Origin of the sequence: Paenibacillus brevis (assembly GCF_018919145.1) — a bacterium.
Lineage (GTDB): Bacteria > Bacillota > Bacilli > Paenibacillales > Paenibacillaceae > Fontibacillus > Fontibacillus brevis.
Map to the genome: position 1 here is coordinate 53,288 of NZ_JAHLQJ010000006.1, position 26,036 is coordinate 79,323.

At 52.6% G+C, this 26,036-nt stretch carries 20 protein-coding genes; 16 read left to right on the top strand and 4 right to left on the bottom strand.

Annotated elements, in window-relative coordinates:
- Nucleotides 1-36: 36 nt before the first annotated feature.
- From KQJ23_RS08300 to ppnP, 12 genes are all read left to right on the top strand, one after another.
- A complete protein-coding gene (locus KQJ23_RS08300; RefSeq protein WP_216478379.1) occupies nucleotides 37-1,677 on the top strand; it encodes a coiled-coil domain-containing protein in 1,641 nt (546 codons plus the stop codon).
- Between the two features lie 26 nt (nucleotides 1,678-1,703).
- Nucleotides 1,704-2,693, top strand: coding sequence for an AAA family ATPase (locus KQJ23_RS08305; RefSeq protein ID WP_216478380.1), 990 nt, complete (start codon nucleotides 1,704-1,706; stop codon nucleotides 2,691-2,693).
- Nucleotides 2,690-3,577, top strand: a complete 888-nt coding sequence (locus KQJ23_RS08310) for a DUF58 domain-containing protein (RefSeq protein WP_216478381.1) — start codon at nucleotides 2,690-2,692, stop codon at nucleotides 3,575-3,577. Before KQJ23_RS08305 ends, KQJ23_RS08310 begins: the two co-directional genes overlap by 4 nt.
- 257 nt (nucleotides 3,578-3,834) lie before the next feature.
- Complete coding sequence (locus tag KQJ23_RS08315) at nucleotides 3,835-5,865, top strand: vWA domain-containing protein (protein WP_216478382.1); 2,031 nt, start codon at nucleotides 3,835-3,837, stop codon at nucleotides 5,863-5,865.
- Nucleotides 5,849-8,785 carry a VWA domain-containing protein gene (locus tag KQJ23_RS08320; protein WP_216478383.1) on the top strand — a complete coding sequence of 979 codons (2,937 nt, stop codon included), beginning with the start codon at nucleotides 5,849-5,851 and terminating at the stop codon, nucleotides 8,783-8,785. The genes KQJ23_RS08315 and KQJ23_RS08320 overlap by 17 nt, the downstream gene beginning before the upstream one ends.
- 361 nt (nucleotides 8,786-9,146) lie before the next feature.
- Entirely contained in the window at nucleotides 9,147-10,508 is a 1,362-nt protein-coding gene (locus KQJ23_RS08325) for a sugar ABC transporter substrate-binding protein (RefSeq protein WP_216478384.1), read from the top strand.
- A gap of 80 nt (nucleotides 10,509-10,588) precedes the next feature.
- Complete coding sequence (locus KQJ23_RS08330; RefSeq protein WP_216478385.1) at nucleotides 10,589-11,479, top strand: carbohydrate ABC transporter permease; 891 nt, start codon at nucleotides 10,589-10,591, stop codon at nucleotides 11,477-11,479.
- Nucleotides 11,480-11,494: 15 nt separating this feature from the next.
- Complete coding sequence (locus tag KQJ23_RS08335) at nucleotides 11,495-12,319, top strand: carbohydrate ABC transporter permease (RefSeq protein WP_216478386.1); 825 nt, start codon at nucleotides 11,495-11,497, stop codon at nucleotides 12,317-12,319.
- 62 nt (nucleotides 12,320-12,381) lie between these two features.
- Nucleotides 12,382-14,163, top strand: coding sequence for a sensor histidine kinase (locus KQJ23_RS08340; protein WP_216478387.1), 1,782 nt, complete (start codon nucleotides 12,382-12,384; stop codon nucleotides 14,161-14,163).
- Nucleotides 14,141-15,328, top strand: coding sequence for a response regulator (locus tag KQJ23_RS08345; RefSeq protein ID WP_216478547.1), 1,188 nt, complete (start codon nucleotides 14,141-14,143; stop codon nucleotides 15,326-15,328). Before KQJ23_RS08340 ends, KQJ23_RS08345 begins: the two co-directional genes overlap by 23 nt.
- Nucleotides 15,329-15,478: 150 nt before the next feature.
- A complete protein-coding gene (gene tkt / locus KQJ23_RS08350; protein WP_216478388.1) occupies nucleotides 15,479-17,503 on the top strand; it encodes a transketolase in 2,025 nt (674 codons plus the stop codon).
- Between the two features lie 42 nt (nucleotides 17,504-17,545).
- Nucleotides 17,546-17,869 carry a pyrimidine/purine nucleoside phosphorylase gene (gene ppnP / locus KQJ23_RS08355; RefSeq protein WP_216478389.1) on the top strand — a complete coding sequence of 108 codons (324 nt, stop codon included), beginning with the start codon at nucleotides 17,546-17,548 and terminating at the stop codon, nucleotides 17,867-17,869.
- Between the two features lie 86 nt (nucleotides 17,870-17,955).
- On the opposite strand, the gene KQJ23_RS08360 is transcribed toward ppnP, so the two are convergent.
- Nucleotides 17,956-18,861, bottom strand: a complete 906-nt coding sequence (locus KQJ23_RS08360; RefSeq protein ID WP_216478390.1) for an NAD(P)-dependent oxidoreductase — start codon at nucleotides 18,859-18,861, stop codon at nucleotides 17,956-17,958.
- 183 nt (nucleotides 18,862-19,044) lie between these two features.
- Here KQJ23_RS08360 and KQJ23_RS08365 point away from each other — a divergent pair, with 183 nt between their 5' ends.
- From KQJ23_RS08365 to KQJ23_RS08375, 3 genes are all read left to right on the top strand, one after another.
- On the top strand, nucleotides 19,045-20,400 hold the full coding sequence (locus KQJ23_RS08365; RefSeq protein WP_216478391.1) for a glucose-6-phosphate isomerase: 1,356 nt from the start codon (nucleotides 19,045-19,047) through the stop codon (nucleotides 20,398-20,400).
- Nucleotides 20,401-20,500: 100 nt separating this feature from the next.
- Nucleotides 20,501-21,133 carry a YigZ family protein gene (locus tag KQJ23_RS08370; protein WP_216478392.1) on the top strand — a complete coding sequence of 211 codons (633 nt, stop codon included), beginning with the start codon at nucleotides 20,501-20,503 and terminating at the stop codon, nucleotides 21,131-21,133.
- A 5-nt stretch (nucleotides 21,134-21,138) separates the two neighbouring features.
- The gene (locus KQJ23_RS08375) at nucleotides 21,139-21,735 is read left to right on the top strand and encodes a TetR/AcrR family transcriptional regulator (RefSeq protein ID WP_216478393.1); all 597 of its coding nucleotides are present in this window, start codon (nucleotides 21,139-21,141) and stop codon (nucleotides 21,733-21,735) included.
- 293 nt (nucleotides 21,736-22,028) lie between these two features.
- Here KQJ23_RS08375 and KQJ23_RS08380 read toward each other — a convergent pair whose 3' ends face one another.
- Nucleotides 22,029-22,442, bottom strand: a complete 414-nt coding sequence (locus tag KQJ23_RS08380; protein WP_216478394.1) for a secondary thiamine-phosphate synthase enzyme YjbQ — start codon at nucleotides 22,440-22,442, stop codon at nucleotides 22,029-22,031.
- A gap of 222 nt (nucleotides 22,443-22,664) precedes the next feature.
- Here KQJ23_RS08380 and KQJ23_RS08385 point away from each other — a divergent pair, with 222 nt between their 5' ends.
- Nucleotides 22,665-23,729 carry a sulfate/molybdate ABC transporter ATP-binding protein gene (locus KQJ23_RS08385; protein WP_216478548.1) on the top strand — a complete coding sequence of 355 codons (1,065 nt, stop codon included), beginning with the start codon at nucleotides 22,665-22,667 and terminating at the stop codon, nucleotides 23,727-23,729.
- Nucleotides 23,730-23,937: 208 nt separating this feature from the next.
- Here KQJ23_RS08385 and KQJ23_RS08390 read toward each other — a convergent pair whose 3' ends face one another.
- Entirely contained in the window at nucleotides 23,938-25,008 is a 1,071-nt protein-coding gene (locus KQJ23_RS08390) for an ABC transporter permease (protein ID WP_216478549.1), read from the bottom strand.
- Between the two features lie 5 nt (nucleotides 25,009-25,013).
- Nucleotides 25,014-26,036, bottom strand: coding sequence for an ABC transporter ATP-binding protein (locus KQJ23_RS08395; protein WP_216478395.1), 1,023 nt, complete (start codon nucleotides 26,034-26,036; stop codon nucleotides 25,014-25,016).

Consider the following 26,036-nt stretch of genomic DNA (forward strand, 5'->3'; position numbering starts at 1 on the left):
AAGCTGCAACAGCAACTCAAAAAGGTGTCGTTTCGAATGAGATGGATTAGAGTGTGCTCCGGTGTCGGATACGGCAGCCTTGTTGGACTTGGCTTTGTCCTCCTTTGGCTGTCAGCCGAAAGAGTATGGCCGATTCATCATGTCACTCTATATGCAGGTATAAGCCTTATGCTGTGTGTGACCGCAGGAGGCGTATGGGAGTTGCTGCGTCCTATATCCGCGCAATGGACTGCCCGAATCATGGATCATCAGCGTGACGGCAGCGAGAGACAGGATGCTATGGTGACCGCGCTCCATTACTTGAACGCTGAGGGATATGCTGCTGATTTACAACGGGAGCAGGCGATCATTTACGGACAACAATACGTGGAGGGGCTGAAGCAGCATTTGCCGCTTCCCCGTCCGCGGCGTTCTATGCTTATCGCGGCGTGCAGCGCAGCTTTGGCCGCTGTAGTTCTATTTATGGCTCCGAACCCGATGGATGAGGTGCTGGAGCGTGAACGGCAGCAGCAAGCATGGATCGACTCCCGGCTGGAGGAAATCGATAAGAATCTGGAGGAGCTTGATGCGCAAGAGCTCGATCCGATTGTTCAGGCACCTTTACAGGAGGAATTGACTAAGCTTCGGGAGGAATTGTCTGCTGCAAAGCAACCGGAGGAGGTCCTCCAATCTCTGGAAGAGAGCATGAAGAAGCTCCAGGAAATGGCGGAACGTCAAGAGCTGGAGCAGCAGGAGCGGTCAGCCTGGCTTGATGCATGGAAGCAGCAACCCGAGCTTCAGGATATTGCCCGCGCGTTGGAGCAGAACGAAGCGAAGCAGATTTCAGAAGAACTGGATAAGCTGAAGCAGAAGCTGCCTGAGCTATCGGATGAGGCAAAGGACCGACTAGCCGATGCGTTATCCCAGCTCGCGGATCAAGTCCCTCAAGAGGGAGAGGATGCCAAGCAGCTTGCGGAAGCCCTGCGCAAAGCAGCCGAAAGCATCGGGGAAGGGCAGGACAGCGCCACTGATCTGGCGCTCTCGGAACTGGCCGCTGTCCTTGAGGAGGAGCTGAAATCTGCAAGCGCGGAGGCATTGCAGGCTGCCGCGGCGTCTGCAATGGCATCCGGACTCGCCCAGCAGGGACTGGAGCTTGCCGCTGAGATGTCCGCAGCAGGTCTGTCTGTCTCCGATGCCTGGGCTATGGGCGGAAGCGCGGAGCAATTGGCTGCTGCGTCAGGAAGCGGGCAAGGATCAAGGGGTGAAGCGGGAAATCCGGAAGGAAGCAACGGATCTTCGGGTCAAGGTAACAGTCAAGGAAATGCCAATGGGCAAGGACAAGGGCAGGGCTCGGGAAGCGGCTCGGGACAAGGCTCCGGAAACGGACAAGGAGGCAGCGGGAGTGGTCAGGGTCAGGGAAGCGGAGCCGGATTTGGCAGCGGCGGACGGGCTTTGGTAACCACTCCGCGCGACAGCTCGGGAACGGGCAACGTTGAAATTGACTCAGGTCCGGCAACTGGCGGGAATGTGCAGAAGGGCGGACAAGGCCCTGTCTTTGATGGAGCAAGCCGTCCTTATGAAGAGGTGTACAGTGATTATGCAGCTGAGGCAAAGCGAGCACTGGACCGCGGGGAGCTTCCTCAAAGCTTGCAAGGCTTGGTAGAAAGTTATTTTACCGAAATTGATCCGGGGAAATAAGGCAGCTACAAGGAGAGGGGATCGACATGTTGGAGCATACGGCTGATGTAAAGAAATGGAGCGGTACAATCGCAGGGGTCCGGGAACAGATTGCCAAGGTGATCGTGGGACAAGAGGACGTTGTAGAGCAGATGCTGTGGTGTATTTTTGCCGGAGGCCATGCCTTGCTGGAAGGGATTCCCGGGCTAGGGAAGACGGCGTTGGTCCGTACCGTGTCCGACACGCTGGACCTGTCTTTTTCGCGGATCCAGTTTACGCCTGATTTAATGCCAAGCGATATTACCGGTACGAATATTATCTCCTTCGGCCCGCAGGGGAGCGCAGAGATGAGCTTTCAGCCGGGGCCGGTATTCAGCAGCATCGTGCTTGCAGACGAAATTAACCGGGCCTCGCCGAAGACGCAGAGTGCCATGCTGGAGGCAATGCAGGAGCAGACAGTTACCGTGGGCGGAGAAACGCGGAGTCTGCCTCGGCCATTCTTTGTCCTTGCGACGCAAAATCCGCTGGAGCAGGAAGGGACCTACCCGCTTCCGGAAGCCCAATTGGACCGGTTCATGCTGAAAATTCTCGTCAGCTATCCTTCCGAGGAGGAGCTGAAGGAAATTGTCCGTAGAACCACCTCAACGGCACAGCCATTAGCGGATAAGGCGGCTTCAGCAGAGGAATTGCTGGAAATCCGTCAAGCAGTCAAGGAGGTTTTGCTGGCGGACGAAGTATTGGATTTTGGCGTACGTTTGTTAATGATGACGCATCCAGAGGAAGCAGCGGCCCCGGAGATGGTGAAAAGCTATGTACGCTTCGGCTCCGGCCCGCGCGGCATCCAGTCTATTGTTTCCGCGGCCAAGGTTCGAGCGGTCAGCAAGGGCAGAATGCATGTATCGACCGGCGACATTTCCGCTGTAGCGATTCCGGCGCTTCGACACCGTCTCTTTTTGAACTTTGAGGGCCAATCGCTCGGGATTGTTACGGATCATGTGGTCCGTGAGATCCTTGACGTACTGGAGGGAGGGAAATGACATCCTCCCTGCTGCCGTCTTCCTTGCTGCCAAGACTGGAGCGGTTGTCTATCGTCTCCAAACGCAATGTGCGCGGGACAACCCAGGGCAAACGGCGCTCCGGCCACTTGGGAGCTTCTCTTGAATTTGCGGATTATCGCGAATATACGTCTGGAGACGATATTCGAAGATTCGATTGGGGTGTTTACCGGCGAACAGGAAAACCGTTCATCCGTCAGTATTGGGATGAGCAGGAGCTTACCTTCAGTCTTTATCTGGATGTATCTGCGTCTATGAATTTCGGCAACAAGCTGGATATGGCCCAAAGATTAGCCGCCGCTGCCGGTTATGTGGCTCTTTCCTCGGAGGATAAGGTTCAGGCGTTACTGCTTGGCGAGCGGCCGCTGGACAAGCTGCCTCCGCTGCGTGGCAAGGCATCCAGCCCCCGGCTATTCACCTTTTTGAAGGAAGCAAGCACAGTCCAGGGCGGTAATCTGGCTTCGGCTATGAAGCAGGTTCATGCACGCCCGGGTGAACAGGGAATGGCCTGGCTCTTCACGGACTGCTGGTTAGAAGGCGGAGTCCATCAACTGCGTGACCTGCTGCTTCGCTTGATGTCGATGGGACAGGAGCCGGTACTGGTTCAGGTTATATCCAGGGAAGAGCTTGCTCCGGGCTACAATGGAGATTTGCGGCTGGTCGACAGTGAGCTTGGCAGCGGCAAGGAAGTAGCGATGAGCGGCAAAGTATTGAAGGCCTATGAACGGGAAGTAAGCCGGTATACCCGGGAATTGAAGGAGTGCTGCGCAGGGCTGGGTGCCCGTTATGTGCAGATCCCTTCGGATTGGCCGCTTGAGAAGGCGGTATTTACTATGCTGCGGGCTGCAGGGGCGGCGGGTAATTAAGTGATGGAGATAGGGGAGCGTTGCAATATGGGGAAATGATATGGGCTGAACTTATAGAGTTACGTAAAAAGGGATAAGTGTGATGGGAGCTGAAGAAGCGGAGCGTTCGCCTTTGCGAGTAGATTTCTTCCTTGTCGGAACTTCGTTAAATAAGTGAAATCCGCGAACAACAGCGATCGTAAGCACACATCACACGTTCATTAGAACGTAACTTGCATCGTTAAACTTGGGGACGGACAGAGAGGAGGCGAGCGGAAATGGGCATCGGATCATGGATGAGTCTCTGGTTTGCACTGGCGCTGCCGGTCATTATCATTTTGTATTTATTTAAACGGATCTATATCGATACGCCTGTTCCCAGCCACCTGCTGTGGAGACGCGTGCTGCTTAATATGGAAGCAAATCGTCCATGGCAGAAGCTCCAGAACCGACTTCTGCTCTGGCTTCAGTTATTGGCTGCGGCATTGCTCGTGCTGGCCTTAATGCAGCCCTTCATCTGGAAAACCGGAGGACATCAGGGGCATACGGTGCTCATTGCCGATACTTCGGCCAGTATGATGGCACTCCCGCAAGCAGCGGAAGAGACGGAGGATGACAGCAAGCTGGCGGAGATGAAGCACAAGCTGAATACATACGTCCGTGAAGCAGGAGCAGGCGAAGAAATCACGCTGATTCGGCTGGGGAGCAGACCGGAAGTGCTTCTGACTCGGGAGAAAGATAGAGAGAGCTTGTCCCGTACAATCGATGGTTTATCTGCGGATTATGGGAGAGCGGCTTACCATGAGACACTATCGCTCGCTGCTGCGCTGACCCGGGGAGAAGAGGGGCGGGTGTTTCTTTATACAGACACACGGTGGCCGGAGCAGGCAGGCAATACTGGAATCGCCTTCGAGGTCCCCGTTCAAATCGTGTCTATCGGGCCAGAGCAGACAGCAAATGCTGCAATCGAACAGTTTGGGGTAAAGCGTTCTGCTGGAGAAGAGCCGGGAAGCAAGGGCAATGAAGACTCTAATGGGTCCCATTTTGGAGTAGCCGTAATCCGCAATGACGGTCCGGCCAGTGAATTGAAGCTGGATCTGTACGGAGACGGCAAGCTGATTGCATCCCGTGATTTCACGGCCGATGCGGGCCGGAGAACAACGGTGGAGTTCAACAGTTTACCTTCTGCGGAGGTATATCGTTTATCTTTACTACCGGAAGACAGCTATCCGCTGGACAATGAATCATTCGCTTTCCTGGAGCAGGCCGGAGCGACCAAGGTATGGCTGATCTCAAAAGGAAATTTATTTCTGGAAAAAGCGCTGCAGCTGACCGGTGCGCAGGTTACCCGGATCACTGAGACAAAGACGGACGGCGCGGGGGAGGCAGAAGCTCCTGCCATCCCGGAAACCAAGCCCGATGTCATTGTCATTGAAGGCGTATTGCCAGGCTATGCGAAGAGCGGAGCCTGGGCAAAGCTGCTTGCCGAGACGCCGCAGTGGATTATTGGCGGAGCTGATGCGGGCGTTGATCTTGAGCATGCGGAGACGGTAACGGCCAAGCATCCGGTCACGCGTTATTTGCAGCTCAAAGAGCCCCCGGCAGGCAGGCTTATCGACGCACCGATTCCGGCCTGGGGAAAACCGATCCTAACCGTAGGCGGGAAGACAGCAGCACATGCCGGAACAGAGAACGGCCGACCGAAGCTGGTCTTTCTGTTCCGGCTGGAGGATGGGGATTTGACGCTCAAGCCGGAATTTCCGGTGCTTGTTGACAATGCAGTGACCTGGCTCAAGTCGGGTCTGAGAACCGGCTTGGGTAGAGCAGTGGCTGGAGCAGAGCTCGATATTCCCGTAGCACAGGATGCGGCAACAGCAGTTTGGAGCCCGATGGATGGGTATGCCCTGAAGTCGGGAGCGGAGCCGATTCCGGCAGTCCGTCTGAAGAGCGGTGCTCTATCAGCGAAGCAACCGGCGCCGTCCATCCCTGGGCTTTGGCGGCTTGATGTCACTGGAAGCGATGGAGAGGCACAGCCTGGATATTGGCTGGCAGTAGCGGCGGATCCGTTGGAGTCGGCTACATCACCCGATCAAGCCTTGTTGACTGCTCTGGTTGCTGATTCCGGACAACCGGCCAGCGGGAATGACGGGGCGCAGGGTGAAACGGACTACGACGGACAGTCGGCAGGCAGATCTGAAGCCGGGGATGTCCATCATGAGGAAGCGCCGCTGCTGAAATGGATCGTACTGATCGTGCTGCTGCTGATTTTAGTCGAATGGGGGGTGTACCAACGTGGGCGTTCAATTTGATCATCCCTGGGTACTGCTGTTGCTTCCCCTTGTGATTGCAGGTGCCGTCTATGCATACCGTAAAGATTTCAGACTTGCAGGGGCACGAAAAAAATGGGCTATAAGCTTGCGGACGGCCATATGTGCGCTGTTTATTTTCGTGCTGGCAGGCTTCCATACCTACACGCTTGCTTTGAATAAAGAGGTCGTATTTATTGCAGACCGTTCCTCAAGCATTTCCTCCACGGTCCCGATCGATGAATGGATAGGGGAAGCCGTAAAGTCAAAGGGAGATCACGATCTTGCCGGAGCCGTCTCCTTCGGTATGAATACTGTAGTGGATAAAAGCCTGAGTGAGTCGGTTGGGCTCCCTGGCTGGGGTCAAAGGGAAGTATCGCGGGAGTTTACTCATATCGAGCATGCACTATCCCTGGCAGGAAGCCTGTTTCAGGGCAAGGAAAACCGGAGATTGGTGCTTATTACAGACGGAATGGAGAATGTCGGGGCCGTACTGGACGAGGCACAGCTGTTGAAGGAAAGAGGAATTGCGGTCGATGTGCTGCCGGTAACCTCACCGGAGCAAAGGGATGCATCCATTGAGGAGTTTCTTGTGCCTGAGAAGCTATATCCTGCCGAGTCATTTGCCTTCGAGGTGCTTGTCCGCAGTACTTATGCGGGAAGCGGAGAGCTCAGGCTGTATGAGGATAATCGCGAAATCGGACGTCATGCGGTCACCCTGGAGCGGGGAGATAACCGGTATTCTTTGCAAGGACTGGCTAAGGAGATGGGATTGCATCGTTACCGGGCCGAGATCTATATTGAAGGAGATGAGCAGTCCGCCAACAATGCGCATTATGCCTTCACCCGGGTGACAGGCAGTCCGAAGGTGCTGATTGTAGAAGGGGCTTCGGGTACGTCTGCGAACCTGGAAAATGCCTTAAGTGCGGGCTTGATCGATTATTCCGTCATTTCCCCCGGAATGCTCTCCTCCGAATTGTCTAAATACGCGGCCTATGACAGCATCATATTCAACAATGTGTCCGGCGAGCAGGTAGGCGGACGGCAAATGGAATTAATCGAGCAGGCCGTACGCTCCTACGGGGTTGGCTTTATGATGGTCGGGGGCCAGGACAGCTTTGGAATGGGCGGATATTTCAAAACGCCGATCGAGCAGCTTCTTCCGGTTTCGATGGAGCTTGAGGGAAAACGGGAAATTCCTTCCCTGGGGCTGATTCTGGTTATCGACCGTTCCGGAAGTATGGACGGAGAAAAGCTGAGACTGGCCAAGGAGTCCGCCATCCGTACCGTGGAATTGCTTCGGGAAAAGGACACGGTGGGCGTTCTCGCCTTTGATGACCGCCCATGGTGGGTAGTTGAGCCGCAGAGGCTGGACGATAAGGAGAGCGTGATCTCCACCATCAATGGAATCCCTTCGGGCGGGGGCACGGACATTTATCCGGCTGTTGCCGATGCCACTGCCAAAATGCTGGATCTGGATGCTCAGCGCAAGCATATCATTTTGCTGACAGACGGCCAATCTGCAGGAAGCTCGGGTTATGTGAATCTAATCGAGAGCATGGTTGAAGGTAATATTACGATGTCGACGGTGGCCGTTGGTGGAGATGCCGACGTACAGCTCCTCCAATCACTGGCTTCAGGGGCAAAGGGACGGTACTATCTGGTAGAGGACGAGACGACCCTTCCGGCGATTTTCAGCCGGGAAGCGGCGATGATTGCACGAACCTATATCGTAGACAAGCCCTTTGTACCGGCACAGGTTCAGGGAGGAGACTGGAGCTCGTGGTTCAAGGGCGGCTTGCCGCAAATTTACGGTTATGTAGCAACTACGGCAAAGTCCACCGCCCAGACCGTGCTGGCAAGCCCGGAGCCTGACCCGCTGTTGGCTAGATGGCAATACGGCTCGGGCCGGACCGTTGCCTGGACAAGTGATATGACCGGCAAGTGGTCGCGGGATTGGGTAGCTTGGCCCAGCTTCCCGGGATTATTCACGGATATGGTGAAGTGGACCTTCCCGCAGTTCTCTTCCTCTACCTTTGAAGTGGAGACGGAGCAGTCGGGCAGTGAAGTTCACTTTACAGTACGCGCTGTAAATGAACCGTATCCCGGCGAGTTGACCGGGAAGGTAACAGGTAATAACGGGGAAGAAGCTGAGGTTGTGCTAAGCCAGGTATCTCCAGGAAATTATGAAGGAGTTATGACCGTAACGGAGCCGGGATCTTTTCTGCTGCATGTGTCCGGCTCGGAAGAGGAGGCGGAGGCAGGCAGCACGAGCACTGGCTTTGTCGTACCTTATTCACCGGAATATCGGCTTAGCGCCGATTTTGACCCGGAGGAGCGGATGGAGGCCTTAGCGGAGCTGACCGGCGGAAGATGGCTGGCTTGGGATGAGCCCGAAGCGGCTTATGATTTTACCCCGTATCCGCAGCGCAAGCTGGATAATTGGGATCGGCTGCTGTTAATTCTGGCACTGCTGCTGTGGGTCTGCGACATCGCCGTCCGGCGGCTCGCAGTATCCTGGAGCCGGATAGCTGAACGGCTCGGGCAATGGGCCGGTCGGGGACGAAGACCGGCCGTGAGCGGCGGCGCGGTGCCTGCCGTGCCGCGTGAAGACAGCGGGCTGGGCCGGTTGGCCGCCCGCAAATCCCGCACTGCCGCGTTCTACGGCGGCAGTGATGCTGGCGCTGACCGCGTCCGCGGGGTCAGCGCCGAAGAAGGCGGCGCGCCTGCGGAGGCGCCGCCGATCCGTCCGCCGCGCAGCGAGGCGGACGCCGCAAGGCCCGCGGCCACAGGCACGCGGACCGAGTCTTCGTCTCCGTCCGTGGAGGAGACGAAGGAGGGGGCGGCCCCTGTCTCCGCACCCGGGCAAGAGCGGCTTGGCCGCCTGCTGGAGGCCAAGCGGCGGGGCGGGCGGCGAGGCTAGCCCGCTCCGCGCAGCGCACAACTGCCGAATTCACAAACATCCAGTCGTGATCCTTGATTCGTGATTTGTGATTTGTGATGCATCTCTAGGCCATGTTGGAATTATGTACGAAAATTCGTGCAAGCACTGTCTCCAAAGGAGCCAACTCGATGGTTTTATACGATAATTCGTATAAACGACGCTGTTGAAGGGAGCCAGCTCGAATATCCTATAAGCAAACCGTCAGCCCCAACCGGGCTGACGGTTTTTTCATAATATCCAAAACCTGAAAAAAACAAACCTGAATCCCAAAATTCGCACCTTGTTGGAAGCGCTATAGGACGTAATAATGAACATATCTTGAACGAGGGGGCATGAATGGATGGTAAACAGAAAGGTAAAAAAATCGGCGGCATTGCTGCTGACCGTGCTGATGGCGCTTAGTCTGGCGGCTTGCGGCGGCAATGGAGGCGGCAAGGAGAATGCGGCCGCTGAAAATACCGGCAGCAACAACGGGGCTGCCAAGAGCGGCGACAGCGAAAAGAAGGTTACGATCACGTTCCAGAATATTTACCCTGACCCGACGACCCCATCGCACAAAATGATCAACGAGCTTGTGAAGGAGTACGAAACGGCGAATCCGAACATCAAGATTGAACTGGATACGCTCAATACCGACCAGCAGAAGATCAAGCTCAAGACACAGGCGGCCTCGAAGGAAATACCGGATATTACGATTGTGAACCCGGCCGCGCAAATGAAGCCGTTTGTGGATGCCGGGCTGCTTGCTCCTTTGAATGACATGCTGGATCAAAACGGACTCAAGGATACGTATCAAAGCGGCTTGCTCGATTATTACAGCTTCGACGGTAATGTGTATGCGCTGCCGGACGGCAACAATATCGAAGTCGTGTATTATAATAAAGAAATTTTTGAACAGAACGGAATCAAGGATACACCAAAGACCTTCGATGAGTTCCTTGATGTAGTGAAGACGCTGAAGGCTAAAGGGATTACGCCGCTCGCGATCGGGGAGAAGGATTCCTGGACAGGATCATTCCTGTTCATGAATATCGTGCTGCGGACGAATGGCGGTCCAGGCTTCCTGCAGGATGTGATGGACGGCAAAAAGACGTTCGAGGATCCGGCCTTTGTCGAAGCGGTGGATGCCTTCCAGGAGCTGGTTCAAGCCGGCGCGTTCCCGGATGGGGCGACGTCGATTGATGCCACGGCAGGCGGTAATATTTTCAAATCGGGTCAAGCGGCCATGTGGGTGATCGGCTCCTGGGAGACAGGCGCGATTGATGCTTCTTCCGTAGCCGGTAAAGTCGGCGCATTCCAATTCCCGACGGTGAACGGCAAGGGAGACCCGAACGAATTCATGCTGGCTCCGGGAAGCGCGTTTGCGGTCTCGGCGAACAGCGAGCATTTGCAGGAAACAAAGGATTTCCTCAATTTCTTTACGCTGAACCTGCCCAAGAAGCAATTTGAACTGAAGAACGCAGTCGGTCTGGGACAAAAGGTGGATGGTGACCTCAAGGCGGCCGGTTACTCCGATCTGGCCATCCAGATTGCCGAGCTGTTCAACAACGTCAAGGGCGGAGACCTGGCCTTCGATAACACGATGAACCCTGCTACAGCGCAGGTTCATCTCAGCAGCATTCAAAACCTGTTCGTTCAGAAGGTAGATTCCGCTCAAGTCGCCAAGGAGCATCAAACGGCATTTGAAGCGAACAAAGAATAAGCTGAGCGAGTTATCGATCAATGCGGAGCGGCCTGGGACGGCTGCTTCGCATTGAATTTCATAGAGAGGGCGGAAATTAGATGAAAGTGCTCAAGGTGCCGGCCCGAACGATAGCCGTCTTCGTATTGCCGTGTCTGCTGCTGTATGTGTGCCTTGTGTTTGTTCCGATCCTGGTCTCTTTTTATAGCGGTTTGCTGAAATGGGACGGGATCACTACCGCCAAATTCGTCGGTCTGGCGAATTTCGGAGATATGTTCTGGAATGATCCGGTGTTCTGGCCGTCGGTCAGAAGGACGCTGCTCTATGCTCTGGCTTCCATGCTGGAAATTCCCCTGTGTCTGGGAATGGCAATCCTCCTTCACCGCTACTTGAAGCGGGGCAACACCCTGGCGTCGATTTATTTCACGCCTGTCATTTTATCGGTGGTTATTATCGGACAACTCTGGAAGACGATTTATAACCCGACCTCGATGGGCGGGATGCTGAACGGCCTGCTGATATCGCTAGGTCTGGACAACTGGACGCATAACTGGCTCACGGAGCCGAAGATTGCCATGTACAGTATTTATTTTGTATCGCTATGGCAGTATTTCGGCTACCATCTGCTGATTCAGTTCACCGGGGTATCCAACATTCCGGAGGAGCTCTATGAAGCCGCAAAGATTGATGGAGCAGACGGCTTGAAGGCAGACCGTTATATTACGTTGCCGCTTATTATCCCGATTTTTAAAATATCGATTGTCCTCGCCTTCATTGGTTCCTTGCAGGCCTTCGATATGGTTATGGTCATGACGGCGGGAGGGCCGGCCCATGCTACGGATGTCATCTCGACCCATATGTATAACAGTTCATTCTTGTCCTTGAAGTACGGTTACGGCAGTGCCCTCGCCACCTTCCTGGTTATTCTCTGCCTCACGTTTACGGTGGCCATCAATTTCGTCTTCAACAAGCTTGAGAAAAAATATAGCTAGGAAGGAGTACGCGATATGTCTAAGCTGAAAAAGGGAGTCGTGTACCTCCTTTTTGCCATTCCGGTTGTCACCCAGCTTTACCCGCTGTTGTGGCTCCTGTTGTATTCCCTGAAGACGAATGAAGAGATCCTGAGCGGCAGCTTCTTCTCGTTGCCCAAGTCGCCGATGTGGCAGAACTACCAGCAAGCCTATCAGCTTGGCAGCTATCCGAAATATTTGGCTAACAGCGTATTGGTGACAGGCGCTACAATGATCTGTGTCATTCTGCTCAGCTCGATGGTTGCGTATGCGATCTCCCGGTTCCGCTGGAAGTACGGCGGGCTGGTCATGACCGTATTTTTGATGGGAATGATGATCCCGATGCAGGCGACGCTGCTGCCGTTAATGGTTATTTTCAAAAATATGGGGATCCTGAATACGCATCTCTCGCTGATTCTGCCGTATATCGCTTTTTCCACACCGATTTCCGTATTTATTCTTAGCGGGTTCATGAAGAGCATTCCTCATGAGATCGAGGAGTCGGCATATATCGACGGGGCGAGCATTTACCGGATCTTCCGCAGTGTCATATTGCCGGTGTCTGTGCCGCCTATGATGACGGTATGCATCCTGACGTTCATCACCATTTGGAATGAGTATATTCTTGCAGCGACCTTCATCTCGTCCGAGCGCTTAAAGACATTGCCGTTCGGTGTGTATACCTTTGTCAGCCAGTACTCGGTCAACTATGGTAATATCGGGGCGTTTCTGGTGATGGGAGCGTTGCCGGTCATTCTCATTTATTTCTTCCTGTCCGGACAAATTACGAAGGGGATGGTTGCAGGGGCGGTTAAGGGCTGACGGGATTATGATATCGCTTTATAATGAAGAAGCAGTAAAACATCGACAGGGGAGGGAGTTGCATGCCCAAGGGATTTCGCTCCATTCACCATCGGCTGTTTTTGCTGTTTCTTTTTTGTATGTCCGGAATTGTGCTGATCGTCAGCTTGCTCTACTATAGCCGGGCTACTGAGGATTATCATGAGAAGCTCAGCGATCTGTCGCAGAAGAACGTTGCCCAGACCGCGGGATTGTTCAGGCTGCTCTATCAAGGCTATGACAGTCTGTCCAAGTCGCTAATCAACAACTTTGAGATGATCCGGCTTCTGAACGAGAACAGCGGAGAGCCTGCGGTGGAATACATAAATGAGCAGTCCATTACGAATATTCTTGGCGCGATCTTCTATTCCCGGGATGATCTGGTAGGAATCCATATCATTTCGGACAAGGGCAAAATTTATAATTACGGTAATGTCATGAATGTCGTCGATCCTGACTACCGGAATTCGGAATGGTATAAGCAGGTTAAGGCCTCAAGGGGGAAAATGGTCTGGCTAGGGATCTTTGAGCATTCCTTGATCGATAAGGTGGAGGATCAGCCTGTGTTTGCGTTTGGCCGGCAAATTTATGATTTGAATGAGCATAAGCCGATCGGGATTGCCTTGTATGAGATGAATCCGGCTCCGATCATGAATGCGCTGGAGAACCTCAAGCTTAGCGAGAACAGTAAGGTATATTTGCTGTCCGGCGACGGCAGTATGGTCTCTCCCGGCGAAGAGCTTCCTGCAGAGATCGGCAGCTTGCCGCTCCTTCAGAATCCGGGACAGGTGAAGGTTGAGCGCTTCGGGGGCAAGCTGATCATTGCTTCACAGCTTCCCTTGTCAGGCTGGTCGGTGGTTAGTGTTACACCGGCCCAAGATCTCAACGTCGAGCTGGCCCAGACGAAACGTTTTTTGCTTATTGTAATCTCGATCCTGATTGTGGTGTCCGCATTGATCGCTTCCATTGTATCCAGAACGATTTCTTCCCCGCTCAAACGGCTGATCCGGCAAATGAAGCAGGTCGAGACCGGGAATTTCCGCGGCACGCTAGAGGTAGCCTCTTATCAGGAGATCCATATTCTCGTGGCCTCCTTCAACCGGATGGTTCGAACCATTGAAGAACTGATCGAGCAGGTCAAGGTTTCCTCTGTCAGTGAAAAAAATGCAGAGCTGCAAGCTCTTCAATCCCAGGTGAATCCGCATTTCCTATATAACACGCTCGACATGATCTATTGGATGCTGGATGAGAAGGAGCAGGATCAGCTCGGGGAGCTTGTGCTCTCGCTGTCCTCGATGTTCAGGTACAGCAGTATTTGGAGCGAGGGCGCCGAGGTCACGCTTCGCGAGGAGCTAGAACAAACACGGCATTATCTGAAGATTATTTCGATTCGTCTTGAAGGCAGGCTCACTGTGATATGCGATGTCGATGAGCAGTGGCTGGATGTTCATCTGCCGAAAATGACGGTCCAGCCGGTCATCGAAAATGCAGTGAAGCATGGTCTGGAACGGGCGGGACGCCCGGGAGTTCTGCGTCTTTCCTCGCTGTTAGAGGGCTCCGCGCTGAAGATTATTATTGAGGATAACGGTGTGGGGATGGATCATGAACGGCATCAGCAGCTGAAGGATTCTTTGGCTCAAGCTGATCAGTCCGGCAACGGAGAGACCGGTATCGGGCTGATTAATCTGCATCGCCGCTTGCAGCATATGTTCGGCCGGGCTGGAGGCTTGCAGATCGAGAGCGAGCAGCATGCCGGAACCAGGGTGGCGATCATACTGCCATTGAAAGGAAGGGATGAATACCATGCAAATTCTGATAGCGGATGACGAGCGGGCGATTCGCGAAGGAATCCGGAGAACGCTGCAGCGGAAATGGCCGGAATGGGACATCCGAATTGCGGCCTCTGCGGAGGAAGCGATTGCCGTCATGGAGGATAGCCTAATGGATATTGTGTTGACTGATATTCTAATGCCGGGATTGAACGGTCTCGAATTCATGAAAATGATGAAACGCCAGTACCCGGGAGTGAAATGGGTTGTAATCTCCGCCCATAGCGAGTTCAGCTATGCCCAGCAAGCCGTACGGCTCGGAGCCAGCGATTATATGCTCAAGCCCATCGGGAAGGAACGCTTGTATGAGTTGATCGGCAGCCTGGAGCAGGAGATTCGGAAGGAGCGTGAAAGCCGGCTTGACGGGATCCACTTGAAGGCCAGCCTAACCTATCTCCGTGAAGGCATTTTTCAGCGGCTTGCGCTTGGGCTTGATGTCGGGAATCTGGATTTAAGCACGTTTTCCGAGGAGTACCCGGAGTTCTATCTGTTTCTGACCTCGATCAAAGCGGAAGAGCAGAGCGCAAGATTGGAGCATTTTATCGTTAGAAATGTGATCTCTGAGCTGGCGGAAGGGTACGGAAAAGGCTGCATTATCAGCTATGACAGGAAAAGTCTGATCGGCCTGGTCTTCATCCAGCGGAAGGGAGGACCGGAGGATTTCCAGCAGGATGTCCGATCCCATTTGACTCATTACTTGAAGGCTCCGTTTCAGTTCGCGTCCTCCGGGTTAACTCGTGATATTGGAGAGATCCCTGCTGTAGTATCCCAGCTGCGCCTGGCTTGCGCTGCAACCGATTCGGAGCCGGAGCCGCTGAAGGGCAGCGGAGAGCGGGCAATTGAAGTGGCGCTCGAATATATCAGAAGGCATTATTGCGAGGAGCTGTCATTGGAGAAGATTGCGTCGGCTGTTTATCTGAATCCGGCTTACTTCAGCCAGTTGTTCAAGCAAAAGACGGGGCAGGGCTACAAAGAATACGTGATATCTCTGCGTTTGGAAAAAGCCAAGGGACTACTGCTTAATCCGAAGCTAAGACTTGCCGAAATTGCCCTGCGTGTCGGATATCAGGATGTCCGGCATTTTACCCAGGTGTTTCGCAAACGCTATCAGTTGACGCCGACGGAGTACCGTCACCGGCAGCAAGTAAACATCATTTCTTAATTCAGCGGCGGACGGCTATAAGTTGTGCAATGTTGGAATAATGGTATGGAAAACGAAGGGATGAAGTGTTACAATAGATAAAGTCAAAATGATCTTTTCAATTTGAATGTTTTGTGCACGCGCAATTTCCATGACCAAGGAGGAAATGAAATGCCACTCTCTGACAACACAACGATTGACAATTTATCGATTACCACGATTCGAACGCTGGCGATCGACGCGATTGAGAAGGCGAAATCCGGGCATCCGGGGATGCCGATGGGTTCCGCACCGATGGGATACCAGCTGTTCGCGAAGACGATGAATCACAATCCGGATCAACCTGATTGGGTGAACCGTGACCGGTTCGTACTGTCTGCAGGACATGGATCGATGCTGTTATACAGCTTGCTCCACCTGTCAGGCTATGATCTGTCATTGGATGAATTGAAGCAATTCCGTCAATGGGGAAGCAAGACACCTGGACATCCGGAGTTCGGACACACCGCCGGCGTGGACGCTACCACCGGACCGCTTGGTCAAGGGATTGCCATGGCAGTGGGGATGGCTCTGGCCGAGACTCAACTGGCAGCAACTTATAATAAAGGTGATCTGAAACTGGTTGATCATTATACTTACGGCATCTGCGGCGACGGCGATTTGATGGAAGGCGTTGCAAGTGAAGCTGCTTCTCTTGCCGGGCATTTGAAGCTGGGCAAATTGATCTTCCTGTATGACTCCAATGACATCTCGCTCGACGGCGAGCTGAACCTGAGCTTCTCCGAGAATGTAAGACAACGCTTTGAGGCATACGGCTGGCAGACATTGCGTGTGGAAGACGGCAATGATCTGGCTGCGATCGAGGCTGCTATTGAAGAAGCCAAGCGCGATTCGGAGCATCCGACCCTGATCGAAGTGAAGACTGTCATCGGTTATGGCAGCCCGAACAAACAAGGCAAGGGCGGGCATGGCGGTACGCACGGTTCTCCGCTCGGAGCTGATGAAGCTAAACTGACCAAGGACTTCTACAAATGGGTATACGAAGAAGATTTCTATGTGCCTGAGGAAGTACGTGAGCACTTCGCAAAAGTGAAGGAGCGGGGCATTTCCGCTTATAACACTTGGAAGCAAACGCTAGACAAGTATAAAGCTGAATATCCTGAGCTTGCCGCTCAATTTGAGCTGGCTGTTGCAGGCAAGCTTCCGGAAGGCTGGGATGCGGCGCTTCCTAAGTACACCTCCAGCGACAAGGCAGTCTCGACTCGCGTTGCCTCTGGAAATGCATTGAATGGGCTTGCTGCGGGCGTTCCTCAGCTTCTTGGCGGCTCCGCCGACCTGGAGAGCTCTACAATGACGCATTTGAAGGGCTTGACGGTATATACTCCGCAAAGCCGTGAAGGCCGCAACCTGTACTTCGGTGTGCGTGAATTCGGTATGGCAGCAGCCATGAACGGGATTGCTCTGCACAGCGGTCTGAAGGTATTCGGCGGAACCTTCTTTGTCTTCACCGACTATCTGCGTCCAGCCGTACGCCTTTCTTCCATTATGAGGCTGCCGGTGACTTATGTGCTGACCCACGACAGTATTGCTGTCGGTGAGGACGGACCTACGCATGAGCCGATTGAACAGCTGGCATCCCTTCGAATTATTCCAGGCCTGACGGTAATCCGTCCAGCTGACGGCAATGAAACCTCGGCTGCATGGGCTTATGCGGTAGAGAACACCTCAAATCCAGTTGCGCTTGTGCTGACTCGTCAAAACCTGCCGATTCTGGAAGGCACGGATGTTTCTGCGCGTGAAGGTGTTACCCGCGGGGGCTATGTGGTCTCCGAAGCAAAAGACGGCAAGCCGGTTGCTCAACTGATCGCCACAGGCTCTGAAGTACAATTGGCGGTAAAAGCACAGGCTGCCTTGGCGGAAGAAGGTATTCACGTTCGCGTGGTCAGTCTGCCTAGCTGGGATTTGTTCGATAAACAGGATCAAGCTTACAAAGATTCGGTCATCCTGCCTGAAGTCAAATCACGCGTAGCCATCGAAATGGCACATCCATTTGGCTGGGAACGTTATGTAGGCGAAAAAGGCTCTATCATCGGAATTAACACGTTTGGCGCATCCGCTCCTGGCGACCGCGTCATTGCTGAATATGGCTTTACGGTAGAAAATGTTGTGAAGCATGTGAAGGAACAGTTGAACTAACCCGGGGAGAGACTAGATTAGGCGCTGGAGAGGGGTATGGAGATGGAGCAGCAATTCAAGAATGTTACGGTGGACAAGGCGGCCAATATTTATTTCGACGGCAAAGTGACGAGCAGAAGCGTATGGCTTCCGGATGGAAGCAAAATTACGCTGGGAATTATGCTGCCGGGAGAATATGAATTTGGAACCGATTCGCTTGAAGTCATGGACATTCTGTCCGGAGATCTGAAGGTTCTTCTTCCCGGCGAGACGCTATGGCGTGAAATCAGCGGCCGGGGAACCTTCACGGTTCCGGCCCACTCATCCTTTAAGCTGGAGGTCCGGAGTGTGACGGATTATTGCTGCTCCTACGGCTCCGGTGCTTAAGGTTTCATAAACAAACCGAAAAGGCAGGCACCCCGCTATATCGCGGGGGAACCTGCCTTTTTCTTTAAGACTAACGGATAATAGGTTTAAAGCTCAGGCTGGGGTGCATCACCGATTTTCTGCCCGATCCAGCTTTCGTAGATTTTCACGACAGACGATAAGTCCTCTTCGCCATACCCCTGAGTTTGTCCGGCCTGGAACAGGCTCTTGGCCAGATTAAGCATCGGGGAAGGGATCGAGGCGCCATCGGTTAGACTGGAGGCCAGCTTCAGATCCTTGAGCATAAGTGCTAGTGAAAATTGATTGGCGAAGTCATGTTCAATAATCTTGCGGCCCTTCAGTTCGGCAGCCTTGCTGCCCGCTGAACCGAGCTGTACAAGCTCAAGGAACCGTTCCGCAGGAAGACCTGACTTGGCGGCGATGGAGAAGCCTTCCGCCAAGGCCAGATTATTGATGCCTACAATGGTGTTATGGGCCAGCTTGGCAACGGCGCCGGTTCCGTTGTCACCCATATGAAGCACCTTCTTGCCCAGGCAATCAAAGATATCCATCTGGTCTTGAAGCGCATCGCTGCGGCCGCCGACCATAAAGACCAGCGTTCCGTCAATGGCGGCAGGCGAGCTGCCGGTCACCGGCGCGTCTAGGAATACACCGCCCAGCGCTTCAACCTTGGCTGCCGTCTCCCGAACCAAAGCTGGTGAGACGGTGCTGCAATCGATGACGGTGACGCCTTGCCGCAGGCCGGCTAGCAGGCCTTCCTCGTCTTCATATACCGCTGCGATCGATGAATCGTCACTAACCATCGTAATGACCGTGTCAGCTTGACTGGCAGCCTCGCGCGGAGTGGCGGCGGCGCTTGCGCCAAGAGCGACCAACGGCTCGCATTTAGAGGCTGTCCGGTTGTATACAATCACTTCAAATTGTTGCTTCAGCAGGTTTGCGGCCATAGGAGCTCCCATGGTTCCCAGACCGATAAATCCGATTTTTTTCATCGTTGTCACCCTCCTGGTGTGTGTTGAACAATACAGATTTATTTTAGCACGGACGTCTGCGGGGTGTACAATATGTCCTTGTTTTCGGGTATATTTTACAGTATCCTAATTACAAGTTGATACCTGGTTTGTCCAGCGGGATAGGCAGTGAGATCAAATAATTAGATGGAGGTAATTTTCATCATGTCTAAGAAAGTCACTTTTGATTACAGCACAGCCCTGCAATTTGTAGGACAGCATGAAGTTGATAACCTGGAAGCACAAGTGCGTGCAGCTCATGAGCAGTTACATAAAGGCACTGGAGCGGGCTCGGATTTTCTGGGCTGGATTGATCTCCCGACTGCCTATGACAAAGAGGAGTTCGCCCGCATTCAAAAGGCAGCTGCCAAGATCCAAAGCGATTCGGAAGTGCTTATCGTGATCGGCATCGGCGGTTCCTACCTTGGAGCCCGTGCAGCTATCGAATCTCTCTCCCATTCGTTCTATAACACATTGCCGAAGGACAAGCGCAAGACTCCGGAAATTTATTTTGCCGGTAACAATATCAGCTCTACGTACGTCAATCACTTGCTTGACCTGATCGAAGGCAAGGACTTCTCGGTTAATGTCATCTCCAAATCCGGCACGACTACCGAGCCCGCAATTGCGTTCCGTATCTTCCGCGCGGCTCTGGAGAAGAAGTATGGCAAGGAAGAAGCCCGCAAACGGATCTATGCAACCACGGACCGTGAGAAGGGTGCACTCAAGAAGCTGGCTAACGAGGAAGGATATGAAACCTTCGTTATTCCGGACGATGTGGGCGGACGTTATTCCGTACTGACTGCTGTAGGGCTCTTGCCTATTGCGACTGCCGGAATCAGCATCGAAGAAATGATGCAAGGGGCAGCTGATGCCGCTAAAGAATACAGCAGCCCGAACCTGTCCGAGAATGCCAGCTATCAATATGCAGCAGTTCGTAATGCATTGTACCGCAAGGGCAAGGTAACTGAAATTCTCGTTAACTATGAGCCTTCCCTGCACTACGTTTCGGAATGGTGGAAGCAACTGTACGGTGAAAGCGAAGGCAAGGACTACAAAGGAATTTTCCCTGCGGCTGTTGATTTCTCCACAGATCTTCATTCGATGGGACAGTTCATCCAAGAAGGCAACCGCAATATTTTTGAAACGGTTATTCAAGTCACCGAGGTGCCTAGCCATATCACGATTGAGGAAGATCCGGCAGACCTTGACGGACTGAACTTCCTTGCAGGCGAGACCCTGGACTTCGTGAACAAGAAGGCATTCCAAGGCACGCTTCTCGCACACACGGATGGACAGGTTCCAAACCTGGTTGTGAATATTCCAGACTTGACTCCATATTCTTTCGGATATCTGGTATACTTCTTTGAAAAGGCCTGCGGCATCAGCGGCTATCTGATGGGTGTTAACCCGTTCGATCAGCCTGGAGTTGAAGCATATAAGAAGAACATGTTCGCATTGCTCGGCAAACCGGGCTATGAGAAAGAAAAGGCGGAGCTGGAAGCAAGACTTTCCGAATAAGCAAGCTCCTTACAGGCAGGAATCATGCCGCCAGGAAGCAGTTCGCCGATACCCATATCGGTCGGGCTGCTTCTTGGCACATTCATAAGGATGATGTCATATGCTGGAACGGTACAGAACGGTTCGCGGAGCCGGAGAGAAAGAAATCGTCATAAAAAAGTCAAGGTTCATCGGTCATATCAAGCCGGTGCAGCATGAGGAAGAGGCCATCGCGTTTATTGAAGAGATCAAGAAACGCCATTGGAATGCGACTCATAATTGCTCTGCTTATATGCTTGGGGAACGGGACGAGATCCAGAAGCAGTCCGATGATGGAGAGCCGAGCGGAACTGCGGGAAAGCCGATTCTTGAAGTGATCCGGAATCAGGGACTGAAGGATGTGGCCATCGTGGTCACCCGTTATTTTGGCGGCATTATGCTGGGAGCGGGCGGACTGATTCGGGCTTATACCGACGGGGCGGTGGCTGCGATCGAAGCCGGAGAAGCAATTACGCGCGTGCTTCACCGTGAAATTTTCGTAGAGCTGGATTATACCTGGCTGGGCAAGGTGGAAAATGAGCTGAGAAGCCGGGGGATTCGAACCGGAACTACGGCGTTTGCAGACAAGGTTACGTTGTTGTGCTTGCCGCTAAATGCGGAGACGGAGACGTTTAGGAACTGGATGATTGATCTGACACAGGGGCAGGCCGTCTTGACGGAAGGTGACAAGGTTTACTTTATCGAAGGGGAATAAAGCCTATGGCAAGAAGAGCAGTAGAGCAGGAGTTGTCGAGGGAAAGAATTATGGACGCAGCGAGGCATCTGTTCATTACGAAGGGATACCGCGGCATTTCCATGCGGAGTATCGGTCAGCATTTGGGCTATAGTCATGGCTCACTCTATTATCACTTCAAGGAAAAGGCTGAATTGTTCTATGCGATTGTCGTTCAGGATTTTAATCATCTGGCACGGATGTGCGAGCAGGTGACGAAGCGTCCTCCGATGGACGGCTTGACGCGTCTGGAGCAGCTGATGCTTGATTTCATCAAATTCGGGTTGGAGAATCCTTATCAGTATGAGATTATGTTCATGCTCCGGGATGAAGAAATCCTGTCCTATTGCAAGGTGGAGCAGGCAAAGTGTTTTGACATGTTTGAGAAGATTGTGAGGGGCTTTCTAGCAGAAGAGAGACATCCTTTAGAGCAAAACTCTTCACTTCCGCTCAGCATGTTCCTGGGCATACACGGGTTTATATCGTTTTATATTCAAGACCGTTTGACTTTTGAGGATATTCGTCCTGCCGCAATTGCCCATGTCAAGATGTTAAGTCAAAGCTCTTATCGCATGACGTCTTAGAGGCGTTTTTTTAGAAGTCCGCACTTTATCCATTCACTCTTGCATAGCAGTAATTCATCAATACGCTAAATGATTAACGCACGAGAATGGGGCTAATTAGTCCCAGCAAAAAAAGTTGGGCGAGAAAACTGGAATCCAGTTTCGTCCAACTTTTTTGTTTGTTAGGTCACCGGCAATGCAAGCAGCTTCTGGCTAGTCATCTACTCCGGCGGCCCATCTAACGAATGTCTTTGAGGGACGACTTTTCTTTTTCTCACTCTAGTTGCGTGTACTTGTATTACGATGTCATTCCGTCATTGTGCATCGGGGTCGGGAATCATCTTGACCAGACATTGACGGTGGCGAGGGCCGTCAAATTCGCAAAAATAAATGCCTTGCCAGCGGCCCAGCAGTAATTTTCCATCCTGAATGATTACCGTTTGAGAGGTTCCCGTGGTAATTGCTTTTAGATGTGAGGCGGTGTTGCCCTCGGCATGTCTGTAACCCGGATGCTTCCAAGGAAAGACTTCATCCAGGCGGAGCAAAACGTCATGCTTGACATCAGGGTCTGCATTCTCATTAATGGCGATTCCGGCAGTGGTATGGGGACTATACACAACGACCAATCCGGACTTTACGCCGCTCTGTTGCACGAGTGAAACGACCTCTCTGGTAATGTCCCTCATTTCATCACGTTTAGTAGTGGTCAACTCAATCGTATGAAGCATGCGGGTACCTCCTTTTCAGCTAAATTACTCTTTAGTTGTATTGTACCCGTTCAGAGGAGCAGTGCAATACGATAAAATATATACATTTTCAAATCACATGCGGGATAAGGATTGACGTACCTTGGACGGTTTGGTAAAGTGTTTATAAGTTAATTCCAAGTAATTATATAAGAATAAGTTATATTGAGTATATGTGATAGCGGAGAAGGGATGTGCTCGACCATGCATGTGGAGGTTCGTAATCTGGATAAGCATTTCGGCAATTTTCATGCCGTGAAGGATGTCAGCTTTGGGATTGAAAAGGGGCAACTGATCGGACTTCTTGGCCCAAGTGGAGGGGGAAAGACCTCCATCCTCCGTATGCTGGCTGGCCTGGAGCAGCCTGATTCCGGCGAAATCCTGTTCCATGGGGAGAGAGTGAATGCTCTGGCTCCGCAGGATCGGGGTATCGGCTTTGTATTCCAGAGTTACGCCTTGTTCAAGCACATGACCGTATTCGATAATATCGCCTTTGGTCTTCAAGTGAAGAAGCTGCCCAAGAACAGAATCCGGGAACGGGTGCTGGAGCTGGTTGAGCTAACAGGCCTTTCGGGCTTTGAAAAGCGCTATCCTCATCAATTGTCGGGCGGACAACGGCAGCGGGTTGCCTTTGCTAGAGCCTTGGCGCCAGAGCCGCAATTGCTGCTGCTCGACGAGCCCTTTGCCGCTATCGATGCGAAGATCCGGCAGGAGCTGCGCTCCTGGCTGCGTGAACTGATCGAGCGAGTCGGCATCACCTCCATTTTCGTGACCCATGATCAGGATGAGGCTATTGAGGTGGCGGACGAGATTATGATTATTAATGAAGGAAGACTTGAACAGAAGGGTTCCCCATGGGACATCTACAAGGGGCCAAATACGCCATTCGTGGCCTCCTTTGTCGGACAATCAACCTTGATTCATCGGGCTGCTGATCTAAAGGGATTTGAGCAAGAAGCAGGAGACGGCAATACGAAGGCGCTTATCCGTCCGGAATATCTGGAGGTAGGAAGCGAGCATGAATTCACCTTGCTCTCGGCAACCTCTTCCGGGGTGGTGAAGCATACCCATTTCCGGGGAAGCGAATGGTTGGTGGAAGTTGAGGTTGGCGGGCATGTCCTGACCACCTTCCGTTCGCTGGAGAAGGAGACATTAAAGGCAGGCCAAGAGGTCAGGGTACTGGTACACCGCGCTTACCTGTTCAATGACGAGAAGAGCTGGATCGTGGAAAATCCGTTAAAGGGCGGTCCGATCACGGTGATGATCTAGAAGCGTGGCGAACAATGGGGGCCTGCGGCCGGTATAGGCTTACACTCCTCACACTCGCTGTTAAGCCCCCGATTTTCTGAAGGGATTAAACCTGAAAAGGAGAAATCCGGGTTTAAGGCGACTGCTTTCGCTCTGGGAATGTAACAAAAAAGACTGTCCTGAATGTCATCAGACTGACAATCAGGGCAGTCTTTGTGTTTTGAGAGGATCAGGCTCTGGAACGAACCTCTTGACGCATAAATAGGGCATAGGAGATGCCGAAGCAGACCATTGTCGCCGCTATCAGGCCCGTGAGCTGCGGCCAGACCAACAGAAGGCTTTGTCCCAAAGACAAGGGACTTGAGATCGCTCCGATTAATTGGTCCATAGTTAGCGGTCCAAGTGAACGAATGCCTGGCGTGAGCAATGTTGTGATTGTCTCGGAAAAAAGCTCGGTTGGCGAAAGTCTGTTCAACATCAGCACCAAGTTCATCTGACGAAGCTGGGCTGAGACATCGGCAGTTTGCGGTACAGCGGTCGCACTGTTCACAAGTCCGATAATCATGCTGTAGAAAATCGTAAAGAACAACCATACTGCGATCGATGAAAGTGCCGAAGTTGCAGCCTGTCTAAAGCGAATCGAGAATAAAATGGACAGGTTCAGCCAGAATCCGATATATATGACTGCAATGAGCAAGAACATCACGATGCGGATGAACTCCTCCGGTGTCGGCGGATAGCCTATGGTGAACAGGCTTAATCCCATTACCAGAAAGCCAAGGGAGAAGACGACGACAAAGATCAGGAACAAAGCCGCCATGAATTTGGCGATGATAAAGTCATCGCGATAAATCGGCTGGGATAGCAAACGCCCAAGCGTTCCCTTATTCCGTTCGGAATTGACCGCATCAAATCCGAGCGCAATTCCGATTAAAGGTCCCAGCCAGGATAAAAATGTAGTGAATGAAGGAACGGACAGACTTTCGCTGGTTAACGTAAACATCTTAAGAAAAAGAAAGTCGTCTCCTCCGCTGCTATTGTCGAGCGATCCCCCGCGAATGGCGGATACGGCACCGTAAATCGAGCCGATGCAGGCGAGGAGAATGATGCCGATTAGAATGACGAAGCGCCATGAGTAAATATGGTCGCCAATTTCCTTGCCGATCATGATACGAAGGGATGAGACGGAGCTGCGCTCACGAGGCGAGCCGGCAGGCGCATCCTTTTGCAGCATTTTCCGGATTTTTTCTTTGAACCCGTTCAAGATATTCCGGATATGCTGCTGAAGCGGGGCTTCCATGGATTTCATCGATCTGTCCTCCCTTCAAAGAAACGATGGTAGATGTCGTCTAATCCAAATTCCTTTCGCCTTAGGTAAATAAGTTCAGCCTGACTCCGAATGACGGTCTCGGCAATCAGCGGTGTAAGGTCATAACTGCAGACAATCGTGAATAACCGAGGCTGCTCTCCGTCAACAGCATGAACCTCAAATGAGCCTGGTGCAGATTCCAGAGGGAGAATTTCCTTGACCCCATCCAGAGATTGGAGCTGCTCTGTCAGACCTTGCGGCCAGGAGACGGCACCAATCTCAATAAACACATTACCATCCTGATTAAGCTCATTGGACAGCGTCCGAATATCACCGGCTGCGATCAATCTCCCTTTCACAAAAATCCCCACACGGTCACAAATCTGCTGGACCTGATGTAAATGATGGGAAGACAGTAGGACAGTCAGCCCTTCATCCCGGCTAAGGGATGAGATCAGTCCAAGCAGCTCGCGAACACCTTCCGGGTCAATGCCCAATGTGGGCTCATCAAGAATAATGACCTCTGGCTGCTTAATCAGCACATCAGCCAAACCAAGTCTCTGACGCATGCCACGAGAGAAGGTGCCGACCTTCTTGCCGGCACTATCGGAAAGTCCGGTCTTCTCTAGCAGAGCGTAGGCTCGTTCACGGGCTTCCGACTTATTGAGCCCATTTAATCTGGCTGTGTAGACCAGATTGTCGACTGCGCTCCGGTCATCATAAAATCCTACGTCATCCGGCAAATAGCCGACCTTCCGTTTTACCGACAATGCCTCCCATACCGGATCATGACCACAAATTTTTGCTTGCCCGGTGGAGGGCTCGGTTAATCCCAGCATCATGAGAATCGTCGTTGTTTTGCCGGCTCCGTTCGGTCCAAGCAAACCAAAGATTTCTCCCTTGGAAATACGCAAATTAAGATGATCCACAGCTGTCATGTCCCCGTATCTTTTGGTCAAGCCCTCAAGCTCAATAATCGCTGTCTGATCTGCCGGTTCAATTTGCAGTGGTTTGATCAT